The organism is Corallococcus terminator (genome assembly GCF_003611635.1).
Classification (GTDB): domain Bacteria; phylum Myxococcota; class Myxococcia; order Myxococcales; family Myxococcaceae; genus Corallococcus; species Corallococcus terminator.
The window spans coordinates 1-21,241 of sequence record NZ_RAVZ01000166.1; the positions used below are offsets into that span (position 1 = coordinate 1).

At 67.7% G+C, this 21,241-nt stretch carries 19 protein-coding genes and 1 pseudogene; 11 read left to right on the forward strand and 9 right to left on the reverse strand.

The window, feature by feature from the left end; all coding sequences use genetic code 11:
- Positions 1 to 73: 73 nt before the first annotated feature.
- Together D7V88_RS22840 and D7V88_RS22845 are read right to left on the reverse strand one after the other, a co-directional pair.
- Positions 74 to 835 carry a LytR/AlgR family response regulator transcription factor gene (locus D7V88_RS22840; protein ID WP_120542769.1) on the reverse strand — a complete coding sequence of 254 codons (762 nt, stop codon included), beginning with the start codon at positions 833 to 835 and terminating at the stop codon, positions 74 to 76.
- Entirely contained in the window at positions 832 to 1,866 is a 1,035-nt protein-coding gene (locus D7V88_RS22845) for a sensor histidine kinase (protein WP_120542770.1), read from the reverse strand. The genes D7V88_RS22840 and D7V88_RS22845 overlap by 4 nt, the downstream gene beginning before the upstream one ends.
- Before the next feature lie 137 nt (positions 1,867 to 2,003).
- On the opposite strand from D7V88_RS22845, the gene D7V88_RS22850 reads away from it, so the two are divergent.
- The 8 genes from D7V88_RS22850 (at position 2,004) to D7V88_RS42635 (ending at position 9,048) form a co-directional block, all read left to right on the forward strand.
- Positions 2,004 to 3,941, forward strand: coding sequence for a putative metal-binding motif-containing protein (locus D7V88_RS22850; protein ID WP_120542771.1), 1,938 nt, complete (start codon positions 2,004 to 2,006; stop codon positions 3,939 to 3,941).
- 16 nt (positions 3,942 to 3,957) lie between these two features.
- Positions 3,958 to 4,656: an ATP-binding cassette domain-containing protein gene (locus D7V88_RS22855; protein WP_120542772.1), complete on the forward strand. Its 699-nt coding sequence runs from the start codon at positions 3,958 to 3,960 to the stop codon at positions 4,654 to 4,656.
- Between the two features lie 19 nt (positions 4,657 to 4,675).
- Complete coding sequence (locus D7V88_RS22860) at positions 4,676 to 5,455, forward strand: MlaE family ABC transporter permease (protein WP_244238325.1); 780 nt, start codon at positions 4,676 to 4,678, stop codon at positions 5,453 to 5,455.
- On the forward strand, positions 5,452 to 6,198 hold the full coding sequence (locus D7V88_RS22865) for an MlaE family ABC transporter permease (protein ID WP_120542773.1): 747 nt from the start codon (positions 5,452 to 5,454) through the stop codon (positions 6,196 to 6,198). Before D7V88_RS22860 ends, D7V88_RS22865 begins: the two co-directional genes overlap by 4 nt.
- Positions 6,195 to 6,938, forward strand: a complete 744-nt coding sequence (locus D7V88_RS22870) for an ATP-binding cassette domain-containing protein (RefSeq protein ID WP_120542774.1) — start codon at positions 6,195 to 6,197, stop codon at positions 6,936 to 6,938. Before D7V88_RS22865 ends, D7V88_RS22870 begins: the two co-directional genes overlap by 4 nt.
- Positions 6,931 to 7,941 (forward strand): MlaD family protein, encoded by a 1,011-nt coding sequence (locus D7V88_RS22875; RefSeq protein WP_120542775.1) that lies wholly within the window; start codon positions 6,931 to 6,933, stop codon positions 7,939 to 7,941. Before D7V88_RS22870 ends, D7V88_RS22875 begins: the two co-directional genes overlap by 8 nt.
- Before the next feature lie 83 nt (positions 7,942 to 8,024).
- Positions 8,025 to 8,297 (forward strand): hypothetical protein, encoded by a 273-nt coding sequence (locus tag D7V88_RS22880; protein WP_120542776.1) that lies wholly within the window; start codon positions 8,025 to 8,027, stop codon positions 8,295 to 8,297.
- 163 nt (positions 8,298 to 8,460) lie between these two features.
- Positions 8,461 to 9,048, forward strand: a complete 588-nt coding sequence (locus tag D7V88_RS42635) for a hypothetical protein (protein ID WP_147448824.1) — start codon at positions 8,461 to 8,463, stop codon at positions 9,046 to 9,048.
- Between the two features lie 117 nt (positions 9,049 to 9,165).
- Here the strand turns inward: D7V88_RS42635 and D7V88_RS22885 are convergent, their stop codons facing one another.
- From D7V88_RS22885 to D7V88_RS22910, 6 genes and pseudogenes are all read right to left on the reverse strand, one after another.
- Positions 9,166 to 9,693 (reverse strand): Imm49 family immunity protein, encoded by a 528-nt coding sequence (locus tag D7V88_RS22885; RefSeq protein WP_158625132.1) that lies wholly within the window; start codon positions 9,691 to 9,693, stop codon positions 9,166 to 9,168.
- A 239-nt stretch (positions 9,694 to 9,932) separates the two neighbouring features.
- Entirely contained in the window at positions 9,933 to 11,006 is a 1,074-nt protein-coding gene (locus D7V88_RS22890; protein WP_147448825.1) for a hypothetical protein, read from the reverse strand.
- A 49-nt stretch (positions 11,007 to 11,055) separates the two neighbouring features.
- Positions 11,056 to 11,646 (reverse strand): imm11 family protein, encoded by a 591-nt coding sequence (locus tag D7V88_RS22895; protein ID WP_120542779.1) that lies wholly within the window; start codon positions 11,644 to 11,646, stop codon positions 11,056 to 11,058.
- Between the two features lie 43 nt (positions 11,647 to 11,689).
- Entirely contained in the window at positions 11,690 to 12,535 is an 846-nt protein-coding gene (locus tag D7V88_RS22900; protein WP_120542780.1) for an AHH domain-containing protein, read from the reverse strand.
- A 107-nt stretch (positions 12,536 to 12,642) separates the two neighbouring features.
- Positions 12,643 to 12,735: pseudogene (locus D7V88_RS45215) on the reverse strand (hydroxymethylglutaryl-coenzyme A reductase family protein); the annotation flags it as partial.
- 438 nt (positions 12,736 to 13,173) lie between these two features.
- Positions 13,174 to 14,286, reverse strand: coding sequence for a Gfo/Idh/MocA family protein (locus D7V88_RS22910; RefSeq protein ID WP_120542781.1), 1,113 nt, complete (start codon positions 14,284 to 14,286; stop codon positions 13,174 to 13,176).
- Positions 14,287 to 14,433: 147 nt separating this feature from the next.
- On the opposite strand from D7V88_RS22910, the gene D7V88_RS22915 reads away from it, so the two are divergent.
- The 3 genes from D7V88_RS22915 to D7V88_RS22925 all read left to right on the forward strand — a co-directional run bounded on the left by D7V88_RS22915 (position 14,434) and on the right by D7V88_RS22925 (position 18,218).
- Positions 14,434 to 15,522 carry a pectin acetylesterase-family hydrolase gene (locus tag D7V88_RS22915; RefSeq protein ID WP_120542782.1) on the forward strand — a complete coding sequence of 363 codons (1,089 nt, stop codon included), beginning with the start codon at positions 14,434 to 14,436 and terminating at the stop codon, positions 15,520 to 15,522.
- A gap of 51 nt (positions 15,523 to 15,573) precedes the next feature.
- On the forward strand, positions 15,574 to 16,335 hold the full coding sequence (locus D7V88_RS22920; RefSeq protein ID WP_120542783.1) for a sporulation protein: 762 nt from the start codon (positions 15,574 to 15,576) through the stop codon (positions 16,333 to 16,335).
- A 101-nt stretch (positions 16,336 to 16,436) separates the two neighbouring features.
- Positions 16,437 to 18,218, forward strand: a complete 1,782-nt coding sequence (locus D7V88_RS22925; RefSeq protein WP_120542784.1) for a DEAD/DEAH box helicase — start codon at positions 16,437 to 16,439, stop codon at positions 18,216 to 18,218.
- 140 nt (positions 18,219 to 18,358) lie between these two features.
- Here D7V88_RS22925 and D7V88_RS22930 read toward each other — a convergent pair whose 3' ends face one another.
- The gene (locus D7V88_RS22930; RefSeq protein WP_244238326.1) at positions 18,359 to 21,202 is read right to left on the reverse strand and encodes a type 2 lanthipeptide synthetase LanM family protein; all 2,844 of its coding nucleotides are present in this window, start codon (positions 21,200 to 21,202) and stop codon (positions 18,359 to 18,361) included.
- Positions 21,203 to 21,241 lie beyond the last annotated feature (39 nt).

The window sequence follows — 21,241 nt, forward strand, 5'->3', positions numbered from 1 at the left end:
CTGACACCCGAAGGCCCTTGCCGACGAACCGGCTCGAAATCTCGACGAACCGTTCCCCCGCGAGCCCGAGCCGTCAGGCGCGGCGCACGCCGGCCGCGTTCGCCAGCAGCAGCTCGCGCACCCGGGCGGCGCGTTCGCGGGCCACGGGGACGCGCAGCGGCGGCACGTTCGCCGCACGCGCCCCGATGAGCAGCGCGGTTTCGCCATCGCCGCGTTCGATCTGACGCACCAGCGCCAGGTTCACCAGCCAGTTGCGGTGCACCCGGACGATGGTCTCCCCGAACGTGGCCTCGATGGAGGAGAGCGGGAGGTCGAAGTCGAACTTCCCTTCGACGGCGTGCACGTACGTCAGCCGGTCATCGGCCTCGAACGCGAACACGGAGTCCAGTTCGATGAAGACCAGGGAGCGCTGCTGGCGGGCGACGATCCGCGAGATGGGAGGCACCTGCTGCCCGTGAGGCTTGCGCTGCTCGCGAAGCCGGCGGACGCAGGATGCGACGCGCTCGCGCGTGAACGGCTTGTGCAGGTAGTCCAGCACGCCCAGCTCGAAGGCCTCCAGCGCATGCTGCTTGTGCGCGGTGGCGAGCACGACCGCCGGGCCCTGCCGGCCCAGGGAGCGCACCAGGTCGATGCCGTCCTCGTTGCCCCCGCTGCCCACCAACTGCACGTCGACGAACATGACATCGACCTCGAGCGAGCCTTCGAGCGCCTGGCGGGCCGCCTTGGCGGTGGCCACCGCCGCGACGACCTCGACGTCGCCCGTGTCGCTCAACAGCTCCGCCAGGTAGTCCCGGGCGGGCGGTTCATCGTCGAGGATGAGCGCGCGCAGGCTCATGTCCGGGCCTCGGGGATCTCCACGAGCACGTGGACGCCCTGGGCCGACGAGTCCACGGTCAGCCGCGAGTTGGGCAGGTGCAGGTTGAGTCGGCGACGGACGATGTCGAGCCCCTTCGCCCCGGGACGCACCTTGTCCGCAGGCAGCCCCGGACCGTTGTCGTCGATCGAACAGACCACGTAGTCCTCCCCGCCCGTCTTGCGGACGCGCCGGCTGCGCACGGTGACGCGGCCGTCCCCATCGCGGCGCAGCGCCCCGTGCTTGACGGCGTTCTCCAGGAGGGGCTGGAGCAGCAGCCGGGGCAGCTTGAAGGAGCGCGTCGCCTCATCGATGTTCCACTCGAAGGTCAGGACGCCGCGATGCCGCGCCTCCAGGATCTCCGCGTAGCGCTGGAGCCAGTGGACCTCGCGGTCGAGCGTCTGCCATTCGTCTTCGTGCTCGGAGATGTCGTCGAACAGCGCGCCCAGGCACGCCAGCAGCCGCCGGGCTTCATCGGGGTCCTTGGTGACGAGCCCCGCGATGGTGTTGAACGTGTTGAGCAGGAAGTGGGGCTCCAGGCTCGCGCGCAGCTGGGCGATCTCCGACTGGCGGCGAAGCTCGCTGGCCTCGGCGCGGCGTCGTTCCGCGTCGGCGGCCAGGATGGGGTACACGAACGCGAGCATCCACAGCGCCAGGTTGCGGGAGAAGCCCAGCAGGTAGCGCAGCGTCACGGTCAGGTAGTCTGGATGCCGACCGAGCGTGAGGTTGAGCTCCGGCGCGCGAGGGTGGAAGACCCCCACGGCGAGGCAACTGAACAGCACGGTGACGAGCGCCCCGACCGCGGCGGCGACCAGGAGCGCGTTCTTGTGGGTCGCGCCGCGTCGCAGGGCTAGCTCGAAGCCGAGCGTGAGGACGGAGAAGTCCATCACCAGGAGGAAGATCTCGAAGGTGAGCCCGTAGCTGCTGGCTTCGACCGCCGTGGCGCGCACGGCCCCCTTGAGGAGGACGAAGGCGGCGACGATCAGCAGGCCGACAATCAAGCGGCGCGACATGGGGAGGCCTGATTTCTCAATCGGAGGAGACGGCAACCTACTACGCACATCGGGGAGCGTCAGCCGGAGCGTGTAGGTGCGGATTCTCTCCAATGCGTCTTGCCCGTCCCCTGGGCGCGCCCGAGAATGCCCGTCCCATGCGTTTATTCCTGATGGCAGTGCTGTGTGGCTCCGTGTTGGCGGGGTGCAAGAAGGACGATTCGAAGGCCGGAGCGCTGAACGTCACCGTCGGCTACAGCGGCTTCACACGCGGATGCGTCACGGTGACCGCCACGGACGTGGACGACGCGCAGAACACGAGCACCCTCAACGTGGCGATCCCCGGCAAGACGCCGGGCAGCGTGGCGGTGGCGGTGTTCCGGGAGAAGGACTGGGGCCGCGTACTGAAAGTGACAACGCAGTTGCGTGAGTTCGACTGCGCGGGCGAGCCGGTGGGCGACCCGCAGGAGATGAACGCGAGAGTCCCCGAAGAAGGCAAGCTGGACGTGGGCTTCACCGTGAAGGCCACCGACACGGACAAGGACGGCTACTTCAGCGCCTACCCAGAAGACCTCGAAGCCACCGCGGGCAACGACTGCAACGACAACAATGAAAACTCGTACCCCGGGATCGCAAACGACGGGCTCACGAACTGGTACCGGGACGCGGACGGCGACTCGTTCGGCGACGAGAAGGCGACGCCCGTGCGCGCGTGCAAGCAGCCTGCGGGCTTCGTGAAGGACGCGAAGGACTGCAACGATGCGAATGCGCTCATCCACCCCGCGACACTGGAACAGCTCTGCGACGGAGTGGACGACAACTGCAGTGGCGCCCCGGATGAGAACTTCAAGCTGGGCGAGCTTTGCACCTCCAGCGAACAGTACTGCGGACCGACGAACCGGTGCAGCCAGGACAAGCTGAGCGCCGAGTGCTTCAGCGCGACGTCGGCGACGCCCTGGTACGTGGACGCCGATGGGGACGGTAGGGAAGGCGCCGCCGCAGGCGTTTCGTGCGTAAGGCCGGAGCCTGACGCGGTTGCCGCCTCCACGGACTGCGATGAGAGTTCCACCTTCGTGAACAACGGACTGCCGGAGGCCTGCGACCGGCTGGACAACAACTGCACTGGCGGCGTGGACGAAGGGTGCGGCGCTCTCACATGGTCCACGAATGCGGAGATCGTAACGCCTCAGTTGGACCTGACGGCCATTGCCCTTTACGACCAGGGGCGAAAGAGCTGGATCGTGGGCCCGAACAAGCTGCTCCATCTGGACAGCACGACCCCCACGATCAGGGATTTTTCAGATGGATCGTGTCGGAAAGACTGGAGGGCGGCATGGACAAGCGAGGGCGGTCGCGGCTTCTTCGTCGGCAAGTCAGGATGGGTGTCGACACGGCTCATCACTGATTCGGGCGAGGCCTGTTACACGTTCCAGCCATCCAGCAACACCGATTTCAATGGTGTCTTTGGGGTCGATGATCCCTCCGCCGGCCCCACGGCCTACGCGGTCGCGAGCAACGGCAAGATCTACCGATGGGCTCCGCCCTACGATGAAACCAATTTGACCGAAGTGGCGGATGTCCCCGCGAACCTCCGTGCGATTGGGGGCACTAAGAACGGCAATATGATCTTGGCCGTAGGCAGTGGGGATGCGAATGAGGGAGCACAGGTTTACCGCTACGACGCCACCACGAACGGACCGTGGGCCCTAGACCCCCTGGCTGCGCCCATCACAGGCTTCCTCAAAGGCATTCACGTCACCGACAGCCGATTCGCGTACGCGGCAGGCGAGAACGGCGTTGTCATCAAGCGGACCACGGCAGGCTGGGGCGCTCCCTTGCCCACCGTGTTTGAGGCTGGATCGACAACAAATAAAGCTAACATCGGGGACATCCTCGCCTTCAGTGAGAAGGGCATCTATGTCTCGACCAATGATGGAAACATCATGTTCTACGACGGAGGAACCGTGTGGACCCCTGCCTACACAGGAACGAAAGGACTGTTCTCACTGGATGGCTCGTCACCCTCCCGCATCGCGGCCGTGGGAGCCGGAAGCACCCTTGTGAACTTCACGCCTCCCGCACCGACACCTCCCTGAGTCCCCGGAGGCCGGGATGGAACTGCGCGCCGAAAGCCTCCTCCTCCGGCACGGTCCCCGCACCGTGCTGGAATCCATCGACGCGCAGTTCCCCCCGGGCACCCGGGCCCTGGTGTTGGGACGCTCTGGTTCAGGCAAGACGACGCTCTTGAAGGCCCTCGCGGGCTTGCTCCTGCCCTCTTCCGGAAAAGTCACCTGGGATGGGCAGGACGTCGCGAAGCTCACAGCCCCGGAGCGCCGCAAGCAGCAGGCGGCATTCGGGTTCGTCTTCCAGACGGACGCCCTCTTCGACTCGCTCACCGTGCGGCAGAACGTGATGCAGCCGCTGCTGCGCCGCCACGTCCCGGAGCCCGAGGCCCGCGAGCGCACGGACGCGGTGCTGAAATCCGTGGGCCTCACGGACGCGGCGGACACCCTGCCTGAACGCCTCTCTGGCGGCATGAAGAAGCGCGCGGGGCTCGCGAGGGCGCTGGCCGCGAGACCGGCGGTGCTGCTCGCGGATGATCCGTTCGCGGGCCTGGATCCGGGCACGGCGAGGCAGGTGGCCCGGGTGCTCCTGGACGTGGCAGGCACGGGAACGCTGCTCGTGGCCGCGCCGGAAGCACCACTGGACCTTCCCCTGCCCCGCTGGCTGTACCTCCAGGGAGGCCGGCTGGTGCACGATGGCGCCCCGGCGCCCGAGCTTGAGCGGACGCCAGACGAGGCCCTCGCATGACCCTTCCGTGGCCCCACCCGTGAGCAGCGCTGGCCTGGCCTGGCTGGGGCGCTCGGTGCTGGGCGCCGTGGAGGGCGTGGGTGCGCTGGCGCTGGTCGCGGGGCGCACGGCCTGGGCCCTTCGCAGGCTGGAGCGGCGCGAGCTGGCGCGGGGCCTGGTGCAGTTCGGCTACGGCTCCCTCCCCCTGGCCCTGGCGACGGCGGCCCTGGCGGGCGTCATCGTGGTGGTGCAGGCGGGGCTCTACATCCAGCGGTTCGGCGCCAGGGCCTTCCTCGGGTGGGCCGCGGGGTACGGAGTCCTGTGGGAGTTCGGCCCGCTGCTGCTCGGGCTGATCATGTCGGCGCGCATCGGAGCCCGGAACGCGGCGGAGCTGGCCACGCTGAAGGTGGGCGGGCAGATCGAAGGCCTGCGCGGCATCGGGCTGGATCCGTTCGCGCTGCTGGTTGCGCCCCGCGTGGTGGCGATGGAGGTGAGCATGCTGGCGCTGAGCACGTTCACGTTCCTGGTGGCCATCCTCTGCGAAGCGGTGGCGGCGAAGCTCACGTTGAACCTGCCGCTGCGGGTGTTCTTCGGGACGTTCGCGGACATGCTGAGCCCCTTCGACATCGTGGGGGGCGTAGTGAAGACGGGCGCCTTCGGGCTGGCCATCTCCCTGGTGTCCACGGCGGTCGGGCTCCGGGCCAAGGGCGGAGCCCGGGCCGTGGGCGAAGCGGCGGCGAGCGCGGTGGTGCTGGGGTGCGCGGCCATCTTCCTGTTGGACTTCCTGCTGACGACGCTGCTGTCGCGGTGGTCGACATGAAGCGCGTGCTGTCCTTCTTCGGAGCACCGGTGGTGATGCTGGCGCGGACGGTGCGGGCGAGCCTCCGGGAAGGAGTCCCCCTGCGCGAAACCCTGGCGCAGGTGCACGAGCTGGGGGGGCGCAGCGTCTGGTTGGTGATGTCGGGCATGGCCTTCTTCGGAGCGGTGCTGGTGACGATCGCCAACGCGCAGGCGAAGAAGCTCATCGGCAACGTGGCGGTGCTGGGCCCGGCGTACTTCGAGATGTTGGTGCGCGAGCTGGGCCCGGCGGTGTCGGCCCTGCTGACGGCGGCGCGGGCCGGCGCGAGCCACTCCGCGGAGCTGTCCACGATGAGCGTGAACGAACAGGTGGAGGCGCTGGAGATGTCAGCGGGGGATCCATACGCGGACCTCGTGGCGCCCCGGGTGCTGGCGGGGGTGGTGGGCGTGCCGATGTTGAGCGTGCTGGGAACAGTGGCGGCGACGCTGTCGGCGGTGGTGGTGGCGAGTCTGGCATTCGACATCGACGGCCGGGCGTTCATGGACGCAAGGTACGTGGATGGATGGGATGTGCTGGTGGCGGGGCTCAAGGCGGTGGGCTGCGGGCTCTACATCCCGCTCGCGGCGGCGGTGGCGGGGCTCAAGGCGCGGGGCGGCGCCGAGGCGGTGGGCCAGGCCACGACGGACGGAGTGGTGGCGGCGAGCCTGGGATGTCTGTTGATTGACCTGACGGTGTCGCTTGCGTTCCAGTTCGTGCGCCTGTGAATGACTCCGGTCCCGACACGCTGGTCTTCGAGGACGTGGCCATCGCCTTCGAGAAGGGCCGCCGCGTGTTGGACGGCCTGCGCGCGCAGGTATCCACCCGCGAGCTGACGTTCATCGCGGGGGCGAGTGGCTCCGGCAAGAGCGTGCTGTGCCGCCTGGCGGTGGGGTTGTTGAGGCCGGTGGCGGGTTCGGTGACGTTGTTTGGGGAGCGGGTGGACACGCAGGCCGAGCGGACGCTGGTAGGTGTCCGCCGCCGGGCCCCGTATCTGGTGCAGGGGCCGGCGCTGTTGGACTGGAGGACGCTGCGGGAGAACGTGCGCCTCGCGGATCCGAACGCGCCGGAGGAAGCGGTGGAGACAGCACTGGAGCAGGTGGGGCTGAAGGAATGGGCGGACCGGCTGCCACCGGAGCTGGGACCGGGAGCGAAGAAGCGGGCAGCCATCGCGAGAGCCCTGGTGCTCAAGCCACGCTACCTGCTGTTGGACGAGCCGACGACGGGGCTGGACCGAAGGGCGGCGACGCAGGTGGAGGCGGTGCTGGCGTCGCTGAAGGAACAGGGATTGGGAGCACTGGTGGTGTCGCACGACTACCGGCAGTTGAGGGAAATCGCGGACCGGGTGTTGGTGGTGGCGAAGGGGCGCTGTGCGTACCTGGGAACGCCGGAGGGGTTCCTGGAGTCCCCTGCCCCGGAGCTGCGGACCTTGACGGCGCCGTTCATGGAGGGCGTGACGGATGGATGAGCAACGGCTGGAGTTGAAGGTGGGAGCGCTGGTGCTCGCGACGGTGGTCGGCGTGCTGGTGTTGCTGTGGTTGATGGGGGAGCTGACGCTGGGCAGAGGCTCCAAGCTGGAGGTGGACTTCGCGCACACAGGCAACGTGGTGCAGGGTGCCCCGGTGAAGCTGGGCGGCGTGCAGGTGGGCAAGGTGGATGCGATCAACCTCCTGCCGGCGCGAAGGGACGCGAAGGGAATCCCCCTGCCCGTCCGCATGGACCTGTCCGTCGAAGCCTCGGCGCGGGGCGCACTGCGCAAGGACGCCCGGGTGACGGTGGGAACGGTGGGCCTTTTGGGGGAGCCGTATCTGGAGTTGAACCCAGGCAACGCGGAAGCCCCCCTGCCCGAGTCCGAAGCCTTGCGAGGCGTGGATGCGCCGCGCCTGGACCTGCTGTCGGAGCAACTGTCGAAGTTCGTGACGCTGTTGTCGGAGATGCTGGAGCGGGATCCGGAAGCGGTGACGGGGCTCGCGGCCAATGTGTCCCGGCTGGCGAAGACGCTGGATGAGGTCCTGACCGAGAACAAGGGCGACGTGAAGGTGCTGGCATCGGAGCTGGCGGCGGCATCCAAGGACCTGCGCCAGCTGTCGCAACTGGCGAAGGAATCGCTCCAGCCCGGGGGCAAGGGAGCGCGCCTCCTGGATGACGCGTCGGCAGTGGCGGCGGTGATGCGAAAGGACCTGCCCGGCCTCACGAAGTCCGCCGGAACGACCCTGGAGGGACTGGCGGCGGTGACCGGCCCCCTGACGGCCGAAGATGGGCAGCAGGTGAAGGTGGCCATCCAACGGTTCACGGCGGCGGCGGGTCAACTGGAGCAGATCGCCGCCAAGGCAGACCGCGTCCTGGGACGACTGGACGCGGGAGAAGGCACGGGGGGCGCCCTGCTGAAGGATCCGGCGCTCTATGACGAACTGAAAACCCTGGTCACGGATCTGCGCAAACATCCGTGGAAGGTTCTCTGGAAGGACTGATCATCTCTGGGGGAAGACAGATGGGCACATTCAATACCGTCACGACCACGGTCACCTGTCCCCATTGCGGAGCAACGGGACCGATGGAGGTCCAGTTCAAATTTGGGGACATCTGGCAATACGAGTATGTCCTTGGCGCACGGATCCTCTTGGAGAAAAAGCAGGAAGCCTGGGTGCCAGAGAAGCTCGTGATAGCGGATGGGATCGGTGGACCATGCCCTGCCTGCGGAACCGAGTTTCTTGACTTCGATGTCTACATTCAGCGAGGCGTGATTGAGAGCGTGACGCCTCACTCAGCCGACTTTACGTACGGAGCGGAGACCTACGTGGTTCGGGAGCCCTGGCGGGTTTCTTGACCGACGATCCGACGTCACCCTTGTATGGATTCAACTACCTTCACTTCCATCGTCAACACCTTCCCCAATGGGTGCGTTACGAGCAGATGCGGAAGTTGATAACGGAGCTTGAACAGTCCGAAGCATACGAAGGCACTTCGCTCTTTCCGGATCTGGAGTGAACATGAGCACGGACAGGATTCCGGACGACACTTTGGGAGAGGTGGATGCACTGATCCTTGCCGGCAATACGATGGCGGCACTCAAGCGCGTCATCTGCCGTCTGGGATGCTCACTGGGTGTTGCGCTCGAACTCGTGGCTTTGCGCTCCGGGGACTTGGATGAAATACATCCAGCGCGGCGAGAGGAGCGACTGTGGCGAAGGCGAAGCATTACGCCGGCAGCCTGGCGCGCGCAGGCCGTGGAGCGGCTGGAGCAATTGACGCCTCCACCGCAGGTGCTCAAAGCACTCTGGGATGGGGACTCGGGAGGATGGTTCCTCGTCATGAGCGCCATTGTCCCAGTCCCATCGCAGGAGCACCCACGCTTCACATCGGTTCACCTCGTCACGATGCGAGCCTCGGACGGCGAGCCCAGCGCATTTTCCGAGCCCTCCAGTTCATGGCCAGAGATCACGGTGGCAAAAGAGATTGCCCGCATCGCGCAGGAACGGTGGAACACCTCACTCTACTTCCCATCTTCCGACCAACCTGAGGATGACGATCTCCGCTGGTGGGATGAACTCCCTTCCCCCTCCACGGATGAAGGCTGATGGATGTTCGGGGGACGTGGGCTTCCTGAAAAGGAGGCAATTCTACATTCAGCCGTGCTCCGGAACCCCACGACTGGAAGAGAACCAGACGAAGCGTGAAATCAGGGACCGCTGGATTCAGTCGCCCATTCGCCACGCATCCAGCGACTCGACAGGTGGCGCTTCACATCGAGCGACCGAAGGGATGGTTGGAAACACACTGGGCGTCTTCAGCCCCGCGTGCTCCGCGAGCAACACCAAAGCGAGCCCCTCGACGCAAACCTTCGCGTCGGTGGCCCAGACCTCCTGGGAGATCCGTCCTCGCTCACGCAGCAGGACATATCTCCGGGCCTCCGCCTTCAAGAAATCCTCCAATGCTGCCTGGAAGGACGCCTCGTCACGGGAGAGGAGGGCCTGACAGACCTGGAGGCGCGGCTCCTCGGAGCCTTGAAGCACGCTTTCGAACCGGGCAAGACAGGCCCGCGCTTCCTCCTCCGAACGCTTCAGGACACAGAAGTCCATCAGGAACCGCACATAAAGGAAGTCCTCCTCGTATTCGAGTTCGACCCTTCGCTCACGCGGAGACCGGAGGGACAACTCGCGTGCGCAATCCCAGTCACACGCAGCCAAGGCATCGAAGAACGGAGCCGCGCGACTCAGCGCCACGGGCCAGCCTCCGTCGGCTTGATTCGACAACGCCAGGAAGGCACGCCCGCTGCGGCACAGGTGGGACTGCCATCTGCTCGTGTCGCATAGGAGGAGAAGCCATCCAACACCCATCAACCGATGGTTCCGACAGAAAGCAAGAATGTCCTGCGGGCTCCCTTCGCCTTGGGCCAGCCGGATGAGGAGCTTCTGGTTCAAATAGCTGGCGTTGCTGACAAAGGCGGGCAGGAATTTGTTGCTCACCTCCCACCCCCGGGCGCCTGGAGATGGATGGCACCCACGTCGCCATGCTCCGCGCTCGACAGAACCAGCGCGTGCGAACCCGCGGAGTACTTCCGTGCGAAAGAACGGGCCACCATGCAGATACCCAACGCACCACTCGCTGCGCCCACGTCCCCCACCGATATACAGGGCAATCGCACCCGCCACTGCCCTTCCTGCCGCGCATGCAGTCGAATCAGGAAATGACCCCAGGCCCTGGCACGCCACTCCTCCCCATTGAGGTCGCAGACCAGCTCTCCCGGAGCGCCGCTGCCAGCCAGCCCTGCCGGAAGCACCTGCTCGACAAGCCGGGCGAGGGCCTCCCCCGAGGAGTGCTGCCCGGAGAGGAACGAGCGGTCCTCACAACCCGCCCCCGCTGCTGGCAGGAGCGCAAGGACCGAAGCCCCCCGCTGACGGGCACCCGACAGGGACTCCACCAGCAGGCAGGCCCCCGCTTCACCCGGCATCAATCCGACGGGACGATCTGGCGACTTGAGTCTACGGTGCGCCCACAGCCACTCCAGACTGGTCTCATCGAGGTAGGAGTCCACCGCGACAATCACGAGACGCTCGACATTCCGAGCCGCCAGCAGCTGCCCCGCGAGATGGATGGCAGCGGCGGTGCCTGCGTGACCAGCATGAATGAAGTGGACCGCGTCCTGCCGCCAGGACAGGCCCAGCAACTGCTTCAGGCGCTTCAGCCAGGCGGCTGTCAGGAGCGCGCTTCCGAAGTCCTGCACCTCCAGATAGCGAGCCTCTTCCAGGTGCGGCAGGACGAAGATCCAGCCCGTCTGGCCCCAGAAGCGGACATCCTCCGCTGGAGGAAGCCCTGCCTCCTGCCGGAGGTCACACACGCACGCCTGGGCCAGTTGCAACCACCGCCCCAGAGGCCCGAAGCCGTCCGTCAGGCCTGACACGGGATGGCCCACCAGAGGCACGGACTCCAGCAGGTCCTGGTCGGTCAGATACAGGTCGTGCAACGACGTCGGGCGCGTGATGCCGGCTCGGATGGCTGCACACGTGGCGACGATGCCCCAACCCACGCTGGACACCCCTCCAAGTCCTGTCAAGGCCAACGACATCACGGGCGTCTCCGAAGTGCTATGCGTTGGGCGAACTCAAGAGCGGCTCGAGTTGGAGGTTGGTGAATTTCTTTTCTTTCAATGCCACCGCCAGGGCCTCCGAAACGAGGTAGACCGACGGCTCCTCTTTCGGACGAAAGAGGGCTGGGAGGGGGGCGACCTTCTTCGGATCCAGCACGAAGCGGGCGACATGGATGACACTGCCTTCTGGCCCGATCTTCACACCGCTGGCCGCCACGTCCAGGCAGTCACGGGTCCCAATAGGATTGATGATGAAGTAGTCCCGGATGTAGAGGCGCTTGCGGTGGTCGAACAGGTCGAAGGGCAGGTACTCCACTTCGAGGTCCTGACACTGCGCTGAGATGACCTCTTTCACGCTCGCGTGCACGACAAGATACCGGCTCGTATTGCCCAGGAGCGACGACAGCTTGATTCCCGGATGATCGGCCTGCAAGGCGATCTTGGCATCCTTCGGATAGAACCGGCTGGAGCTATCGCCTTCGGACATGCAATAACTGCGCAGCTCCATGCCTTCGGGAGGCCCGTCAATCAGGGCAAGCTCCTTGTCGTTCAAGTCGCCGAGTGTGCTGAGCCGAAAGAAGTTCATCATAGATGTGCTGGAGGGCATCATGCGTTTGAAGCGGGGAGTGGCATCAGCTTCTTCCCAAATTCTTCAATGGATTTGACTCCGTGAGTGCGCCGAGCTGTGGCCACTTCAATGTAGCTCTCGGCGGAGATTGCCTCGATGGATGCCGCAAGGTCCTTGTACTGAGGCGTTCCCCCTCTTCATCATGCTTCTTCATTATCTCCCGAAGCGCCGTTCGAAAGCGAGCCTTGAGCTTATCCTTGATGTAGAGGTCATAGGCACCATGACTGCATTGCTTCGTCTCGCGATGGATGGGGAGCTGAAGCATTTCACCGACCCGCTCGTCCATCGGCAAGATGATCATGTTGTCCTTGCCGTGAACATTATACGGCGCGTCCAGCACTTCGCACATCACCTGGAACGCCAGCTCCGCGCTCGTCTTGAAAATATCTGTCAGAGCGACGCGCAGCGTGGCGTCCGGCACCACATGATGCGCCTCGTGATAATATGGCTTGTTGCAATCCCATTTGAAGTTGTACTTGCTTCGGTCAACTTCCCAGTCTCCCACTCGGGGCTTGTCGACTGCACGGAGGTACATGCCCTTGTTCTCGGCCGAAAGCGCTGCGCTCACGCCTTGCTTCGCCAGCTTCGCGACAGCGTCCGCACCTCCCCGGAAGAGCATTGGCTTGGCGCACCCCACATCCAGGTCCGCGTCCGACAGCTTGTACATGTCGGAATGTTCCACGGCCTTCTCGAAGGCCTGCCATCGGTGCGAGCAGGAGCAGTTTTCATTGTAGGGAACTTCGTGCTTCGCGATGCACTTGCCCCCGCTCAAGCTCCCCACGGTTTGGTGGGGAATCGTCTGGCCCAAGAGCTCCATGTGCTTGTTGGACTGCGTCTTGGCTTTGCCCATGGCCCAATCGTAAGGGCGGGTCCGAAGACAGGTCAATCCTGCGGCGTCATCCCTCTCCGAGAGGGGGGCTTTGATGGAACTGGCGTCACCGCCTCCCCCCCCGGACCCTGCGCCGCGTACGCATGCGCCCCTGCTTCAATCGCTCTCCAGTCCTGCCCCGTGGCGATGGCGTCGGCGTCGATGCCGTTCATCCCCCCTTGTTGTCGTCCACGCAGAAGAGCCACGTTGACTAGCAGCGACCCCAACACCAGCGCCTCCTCCGAGGTGTCGGGATAGAAGCGCGACGCCAGCGCCTCGTGCCGTTCCTTGAACACACCGGGGGGAACGAGCCGCAAGACCCGCTCCCTCGCGGACGTCACATGCGGATTGGGAGGAAACTGGAACGGAAGGCACAAGGTGGAGAGCCCCCACTTCGGGACAATCCCTGTATCCGAGGGAGGCATTCACGGACTCCATTTCACCCCAGAAAACAAAACATCCCCTGACAATGGCTGTCAGGAATGGTTCGAGCACGACTTGGGAATGCGATGGAATCTGGACCTGTTGAAATTGGTTTGAAATCACCCACGAGGGCACGTGAGCAATCCCAGTGATACCGCTGGAATTGTCACATGCGGATGCAACCCTGGAAGAACGACTCAACCCTGAACGGGCGCGGGTGCATTCACCGGTTCGGGTGGCTCCACCGGAGGCTTCACGATGAGCTGCGCGAGCGTGGGCCGACGGGGTTTCTCGAACGGCGCCAGCTTCACCGGCTGCCCGGTGCGCGCCGACTCGTGCAACGCGACGATGACGCGCACGTCCGCCAGTCCTTCGATGCCGTTGGGCTCCGGCTCCTGGTCCTCCAGCACGCAGCGCGAGAAGTAGATCAGCTCCGGCGCGAACTGGTCGCTGTTCTTGAACGTGCGCGACTCCGTCTTGCCCCCCACGGTGAGCAGGTGCTCGATGTCCGTGCCGTACCCGAAGCCGTGCTGCACGAGCAGGTCCCCCTCGGTGCCCACCAGCCGGTAGCTCGACACCGCGGACGCCTCGTGGCTGATGCCGAACTGGGCCACCCGTCCGTGCGGGAAGCGCATCAGCGCGAACGCCGTCGCGTCCACCCCGTGGAAGCGGCCATCCCCCGCGTTCGTGTATGCGAACACCTCGCGCGGCTCGTCCCGGAACAGGTAGCGCGCGGCGTTGATGGGATAGGGGCCCTCGTCCAGGAGCGCCCCGCCCCCCAGCTCCGCGCTGCCCCGGATGTCGCCGTCGCGCATCTGCTGCGTCAACAGCGCGGAGAACATCCTCGGGTCGCCCAGCCTGCCGGAGCGCACCAGCTCCACGGCGTGGAGGTTCGCCTCCTCGAAGTGCAGCCGGTAGGCGACCATCAGCTTCACGTCGTTGTCGTGGGCGACGCGGATCATCGCCTCGCAGTCCTCCACCGAGGTCGCCATCGGCTTCTCGCAGAGGACATGGACACCCACGCGCGCGGCCCTCTCCGTGAAGGCCCGGTGCTGGGTGTTCGGCAGCACGATGTAGACGGCGTCCGCGCGCGAATCGCGCAGCACCTGCTCAAGGTTCTCGTAGCCGCCCGCGTGCGAGACGCCATACCGGCGCTGGAGCGCGTCGCGCTTCGTGCGGTCCGAGGAGATGATGGCGACCAGTTCGGAGTTCTCTTCCGCGTGCTCGAACGCCGGCAGGATGGCCACCTGCGCGAGGTTGCCCGCCCCCACCACCGCGTACCGCACCCTCCTGGAAGTCCCCTGTGCCATCGCGCGCCTCCTGGCCTGAAGATGAGGTCCTACGCTGGTGACGCGCTCCGCCACCCCGCAAGCCGCGATCGGTCCTCCGGTGCTCGGCCCGTATGAAGGGCAGGCAGGAAGGCGGGCCCACGGCACCGTGTGCTATGCGCGAAGGTCATGCACGCCCGCTTCTTGCCGCTCCTGGGGCTCCTCGTCCTCTGCGCCTGTACGACCCCTCCCGAGAACGGAGGTGCGCCGGATGCTGGCGCGTACGACCTTCCGTCCATCCCCTACACGGTGGACGCGGGCGCCCCCATCGACGCGCCCCGGGAGACCTGGACGTTCGTCCCAGTCCCCGACGCCCACTGCGCGAACGGCACGTCCACGGGCATGGCCGTCAACCTCACGGACCGCTCCCGGCGGGTCCTCGTCTTCCTCGCGGGCGGTGGCGCGTGCTGGGAGGCCGCCGCCTGCGCGCTCGGAACGGCCACCCACATCACCGACACGATGGGCGAAGCCCCCGTGCTGGCCGAGGCCCGCGCACCAGACCTGGCGGTGCTCTTCGACCGCGAGGATCCGAAGAACCCGTTCCGCGACGCGAGCTTCGTCTACGTCCCCTACTGCACCGGCGACCTGCACGCGGGCACCCGCATCCAGACGTATGACTGGTTCGGTCCGAAGAACGTCGAACACGTTGGCGCGCGGAACCTGGACGCATACCTGCGGCGGCTCCAGCCGACCTTTCCCGACGCCGACCGCGTCTGGCTCACCGGGATCAGCGCGGGCGGCTACGGGGCGACGTTCAATGCCTGGCGCGTGCAGAAGGCCCTGCCGTGGGCCCGGGTGGACGTGCTGAACGATTCGGGGCTCGTCATCGACACGCTGGGGGATGGTCGCTACGGCACGATGCGCGCGAGCTGGGGCGTGGAGTTCCCGCCGGGGTGCTCCGGCTGCGACACGCGCCTGTCGGCGGTGCTGGGCGCCTCCGCGAACCTGCTCACGGCCCCCCGGAGATACGGGATGCTCGGATACCAGCAGGACGGCACCATCTCCCTCTACTTCGGACTGGACGGTCCCCAGGTGCAGGCAGGCCTGGAGGCGGCCCGCGCTTCCGCGGCCCCGAACGTGAAGACGTTCTACCTGCCCGGCAACCCCCACGTGCTCCTGGCCCACCCGGACGCCGCGAACGGCGCGGGCCTCACCGTGCGCGACTGGGTCCAGCGTTTCGCGAGCGATGATCCGGCCTGGGGCCACGAAGGTCCCTGAGGCCATCCTGCTTCGCGCCTGTCCTCCCTTCCCGCCCCGGAGCCTTCCCCCATGTCCTTCAAGAAGATGCTCGCCCGCCTTGGCATCGGCAGCGCCCGGGTGGACACCCGCCTGGAGCACGACACCGTGCGCGCGGGCGGGGACCTGCGTGGCGCCGTCCACATCCAGGGGGGCCACACGCCCCAGCGCATCGACCGCATCGACCTGCACCTGATGGCGCAGTACCTCCAGCGCGACAACGACCGCCGGAGCGCGCTCAACACGGTCGTGCGCACCTGGCGCATCGCCAACCCCTTCACCCTGGAGCCCCAGGAGGTGAAGGAGCTGCCCTTCTCCCTGCGGATGCCCGCCCACACGCCCCTCACCGAACGCGGCTCGCCGGTGTGGCTCAAGACGGCGCTCGACATCGACAACGCCCTCAACCCCGAGGACAGCGACCGGATCCACGTCCTGCCCCACCCGTCCCTCCAGACCGTGCTCGACGCCGTCCTGCACCTGGGCCTCCAGTGGAAGAACGCGTACTGCGAGGCCGGTCCGCCCCTGGGGCGCGACGAGCCCTTCGTCCAGGAGCTGGAATTCCATTCCGGGCCCGCGTGGCAGGGGCCTCCGCGAACGCTTGCCCTGCTGCCATTCCCGACGGAGGACGGCCTGGAGCTGATCCTCGACATCGACCGGGGCCCCCGGGGCCTCACCTCCCTCCTGGAAGGGACGGCCCTGGAGGGGGGCCGCCGCCAGCGGCTGGTCCTGTCCCCGGCGGACCTGTCCCGAGGGGTGATTTCCGTGTCGGAAGCCCTGGCGACGCACCTGCGCTGAGAGAGGCTTAAAACCGGAAGGTCCGGAGGGCCTGGGCAGTGGTGAACGCACCTGACGTGGCAAGTCCGACGCCGGGGCGTGAAAGTGGTACAAGCCGCCCTGTGAAGACTCCCCCGCCTCCCGCCACTGAAAATGAGAACCCCACCTTCGACTCCCTCGGGCTCAAGCCCGAGCTCGTCGAGGCGTTGACGTCGCTCGGCTACGAAGAGCCCACGCCCATCCAGGCGGCCGCGCTCCCACCCCTGCTCGCCGGCAAGGACCTGCTGGGCATCGCCGCCACCGGAACCGGAAAGACGGCCGCGTTCGCGCTGCCCCTCTTGCAACACATCACCCCCGGGGCCGCCACGCCCCACAGCACCTCCGCGCTGGTGCTCGTGCCCACGCGCGAGCTGGCCATGCAGGTGTCCGAAGCCATCCACCGCTACGGCCAGAAGCTGGGCATCAGCGTGCTCCCCCTCTACGGCGGCCAGGAGATCGGCCGGCAGTTGCGCGTGCTCAAGCGCGGCGTGGACGTCGTCGTCGCCACCCCCGGTCGCGCGCTGGATCACCTGCGCCGCAAGACGCTGAAGCTGGACCGCGTGCACACGGTGGTGCTGGACGAAGCGGACGAGATGCTCGACATGGGCTTCGCGGACGACCTGGAGGCCATCCTCTCCGAGACGCCGGAGAAGCGGCAGACGGCGCTGTTCTCCGCCACCCTGCCCCCGCGCATCTCCAGCATCGCGGAGCGCCACCTGCGCCAGCCGGAGCGCATCCGCATCGCCAAGGAGAAGCTGGAGGCCGGGGAGATGCCCCGCGTCCGGCAGACGGCCTACATCGTCCCGCGCGCGTTCAAGATCGCGACGCTGGGGCGCGTGCTGGATCTGGAGTCCCCCACCGCCGCCATCGTGTTCTGCCGCACCCGCACGGAGGTGGATGAGCTCACCACGTCCCTCAACGGGCAGGGCTGGCGCGCGCACGCGCTGCACGGCGGCATGAGCCAGGAGCAGCGCGACCGCGTCATCAAGCAGTTCAAGTCCCAGGCGGCCGACCTGCTCATCGCCACCGACGTCGCGGCGCGAGGCCTGGACATCCCCCGGCTGTCGCACGTGGTGAACTTCGACGTGCCCAACGCGCCGGAGGCCTACGTGCACCGCATCGGCCGCACCGGCCGCGCGGGTCGCGAGGGCGTGGCCATCACCCTGCTGGAGCCCCGCGAGCACCGGCTCCTGCGCAACATCGAGAAGCTCACCGGCCAGCGCATCGAGGTCTCCGCGGTGCCCACCGTGTCGGACCTGCGCGCCCGCCGGCTGGAGATCCTGCGCTCGTCGCTGCGCGAGACGCTCACCGGCGGAGAGCTGGAGGCGTACCGGGGCGTGGTGGAGACCCTGTCCACCGAGTTCAACGTCATGGACGTCGCCGCCGCCGCGATGAAGCTCCTCCACGAGAAGGAGGACGAGGGCAAGGAGTCCAGCGAGCAGGACATCCCCACGGTGTCGGCGCCGTCGGAGAAGCGCTTCCCCCGCTCCACGGAGCGCTCGGGCCCGCCGAGCCGTGGCGGAGACCGTCCTGAGCGTCCGGCGCGTGCACCGCGCGTCGATCGCGGCGAACCGGCAGGAGAGCGCGCCGCGCGTCCCGCCCGTGAGCCTCGTGCGCCGGAGTGGAACGTCACGCGGCTGTTCATTGGCGCGGGCCGTACCGCGGGCATGCGGCCGGCGGACCTCGTGGGCGCCATCGCCGGCGAGGCGGGGCTCGACTCCTCGCGCATCGGCGCGATCCACATCGCGGACATGTACTCCATCGTGGAGGTGCCGGAGCCGGACGCCGCGCGCATCATCTCCGCGCTGAAGGGCGCCACGCTGCGCGGCAAGAAGGTCTCCGTGCGCCGCGACACCCGCGACTGAATCACCGCCCCGTCACGCGTGTGACGGGGCCCGAAGCCCGGAGCCGTCGCTCCGGGCCACCCCACCCGCGCAGGCCACGTCCGCTCCATGGCGAGCGCGCGGCCTGACGGTGCAGGGTCCCCCAAGGCTTGGGGCGAAGCTCAGACGGAGCCCCGGTCCACGCCGGGCGCGCGCCCCAGCAGCAACGGGGACGCGAGCCGGCTCTCCGGGTGCATGCGCAGCAGCGTGTGGATGACGCTGCCCATCCCCGCCATCAATCCCGGTGAGAAGGCGTCCCGGGCCATCCCCGCCACGGGCCCTCGGGCCTCCAGGCCGGACAGCAGCTCCGCGTCCAGGGCCTCCTGCTCCGGCCCGTGCGGATCCGGCGCGAGCCGGCGGCCGGTCTCCAGCAACTCCCATAGGCCCAGGTCGCCATGGCACAGGGTGTGGGTCCAGCCGAAGCCCTCGCGCAAGCCCGCCGCTCGGGCCTGTTGGAAGAGGTCGCGGTAGCGCCGCATCCCCGTGCGAGCGGAGAGGTCCGCCGCCGCGAGGCCAATGCCCGTGCTTCCGTGACACCAGGTCGTCAGTTGATCGCGCGCCTCCGGACGCCGCAAATCCACCCAGTTGCCGAGCTCCGGGCGGTACAGGCCCTCCACGAAGTCGAAGGCGCGCGCGGAGAGTTCCAGCCACCGCCGCCGTTCCGCCGCCGAGCCCGCGGAGCTCAAGCCCAGCCTCGCCAGCGCCCAGCCGATGCCCACCGTGCCATGGGCGAAGCCGCCAATGGGCGCGGGGAACATGGATGTCTCCCAGCGCGCGTCCCCTGCCACGCTCTTCGCGGTGGCCTCCAGGCGCCGGCCCGCGTGCGCCGCGACGTCCAGCCACTTCGCCTCGCCCGTCTGGTCCACCAGGTTGAGCAGCGGAACGATGAGGCCCGCCACGCCACCCAGCACCTCGAACAGGCCGTCGCCTTCGATGAGCTCCGGCGTAATGGCCGCCGCGCGCTCGCGGGCCCGCTCCAGCGCGCCGGGGAACGTGCCCAGGTCGTGCAGCGTGGACCAGGTCCACACCTGCGACGCGAGCCCGGAGAAGCCGCCCGGTTGTTTCACCGGCACCCGGTCCTCCGTGGCCCGCAGCACCGCGAGCGTGCCCTCCAGCGTCTGGGACAGGCCCTCCAGCGGATCCGCCCGTCCCTGGTGCACCTCGTGTTGGTACTGGGCCAGACACACCGCGACCCCGGCCTGACCGCTGTACAGCTCGGCGGAGAGCGGACGCACGGCCCAGCCATGTTCGGCGAGCACCGGGCTGATCCACGTCACCGTCCCATCCGGTCCCCGCACCGCCGCGTCGAGCACGCGGCGGACCAGTCCGGACAGTTGCGCCCGCCTGCGGGGATCCAGCCGCTCCCGCCGCGACGGCGTGGCGGGGGCCACGACGCGTGGAGGAAGGGCCTTCTCGTTGAGGTAGGCGCTCACCAGAGCGCTCTGGATGGTCATCACCTCCAGCGCCTCGTCCACCGACCGCCACGTGGCCAGCGTCGAGTCGAGCAGCGCCCGGGACACGGGCACGGTGAACACGGGAATGTCTCCGCAGGTGAGGTCCGCGATCTCCTCGTCGATGACGGGCAGCGTGGACGGGGCACCGGGTGACACCTCCGCGTTGCGGCGCATCACGTCCCGCGCCCGTGCATGGGCCCTGGGCGCGTCGTACAGGGAGGACGGATGCCAGAGCATCCGCATCAGCTCCGCGTAGGTCTGCGTGGGCCGCAGGATGCGACGGACGACCGCGCCCGTGAAGGGCTCCAGCAGCGGGCGGAGGTCCCCGTGCGCATCCAGCGCATTGAGCCGCGCGGTGAGCTCGCTGAAACCTTCGACCACCTGATCCCAGTAGCGCGCGAGCACCGGCTCCGGGCTGGGATGGTTCTTCGACCGGGGGCGCTCGATCAGCGTCATGCCCAGGCGGGCACCATCCGTGCCGCCCTCGACGATGGTCGGTACCTGGATGCGCGGCTGCTCTCCCGGCAGCGACCCCGCCGCGGAGATGTCCAGCCCCCCCAGGCCCGGGCCCATGCTTCGCACGGGGAGCAGTCCGGTGCGCAGCACGGTGCCCCGGATGGCCCTCGCGGCGATGTCCACCGCCAGCCCGCGCTCCGCCGGGGGAATGGGCGGATCCGGGGTGAAGAGGCTCTCCACGTCCACCACCACGGGCACCGGCCCATGCGCGATGAGGTTCTCCGAGTGCAGGTCGGTGCCGCCCAGCAGGCGCATCACCGCCAGCCAGTGCCCCAGGTTGCGGTAGAAGCGCGCGAGTTCGGTTTCGCCCTCGCAGGCGCGGTGGTCCACGAACTCCGCCCAACCGTAGCCCGCGCGGACCAGCACGGCGGGAACGCGGATCCGCGTGGCCTGGGGATCCGGCGCGAGCACCCGCGCCAGCAGCCCCTCCAGCGCGCGGTCCACGCGCATGCACCGGGGCTTGTACATCACCGTGCCGGCTTCCAACTCCAGCAGGGCCACCGTCTGACCGCCCCGGTGGGCATCCCCTTCGCCCAGGCGCAGCCGGGTGAGCGCGCCGTGGGGATGACCGGGCAGCGAGCCCAAAGCCTCACGGTCCGCGACGAAGCGGTCCACCAGCCGTTGGACGGCCTGGGATTGGAGCCTGCCCACGGTGGCCAGCCGGGCGAGCAGCGTTGGATAGCGTCCGCGCAGGTGCGCGTGGAAGTCAGGGGTGCAGGCGCGGTCGAGGAACTGCGCCCACCGCCCCGGTGGATCCGAGGCATCGAGCCGTCCCTCCAGCCCCGCCGCGTGCAGCTCCAACAGCAACACCCGGTTGAGCTTGAGTTGGGCACTGAAACCCAGACTCTCCCGGACCGAGCCCTCCACCACGGCACGCTCGGAGGCGGTGAGGTCCGCCATCCGGGACAGCCGCTCCGACAGCGCGTCCAGGTACGGCGCGAGCAGGATATTCACGGGGCGCGCGAGCCATCCGTCAGGAGGGACCTCGGTCGCCATCGACGCTTCCTCGTGGACCATTCGGGGGGCTCTCGGGGG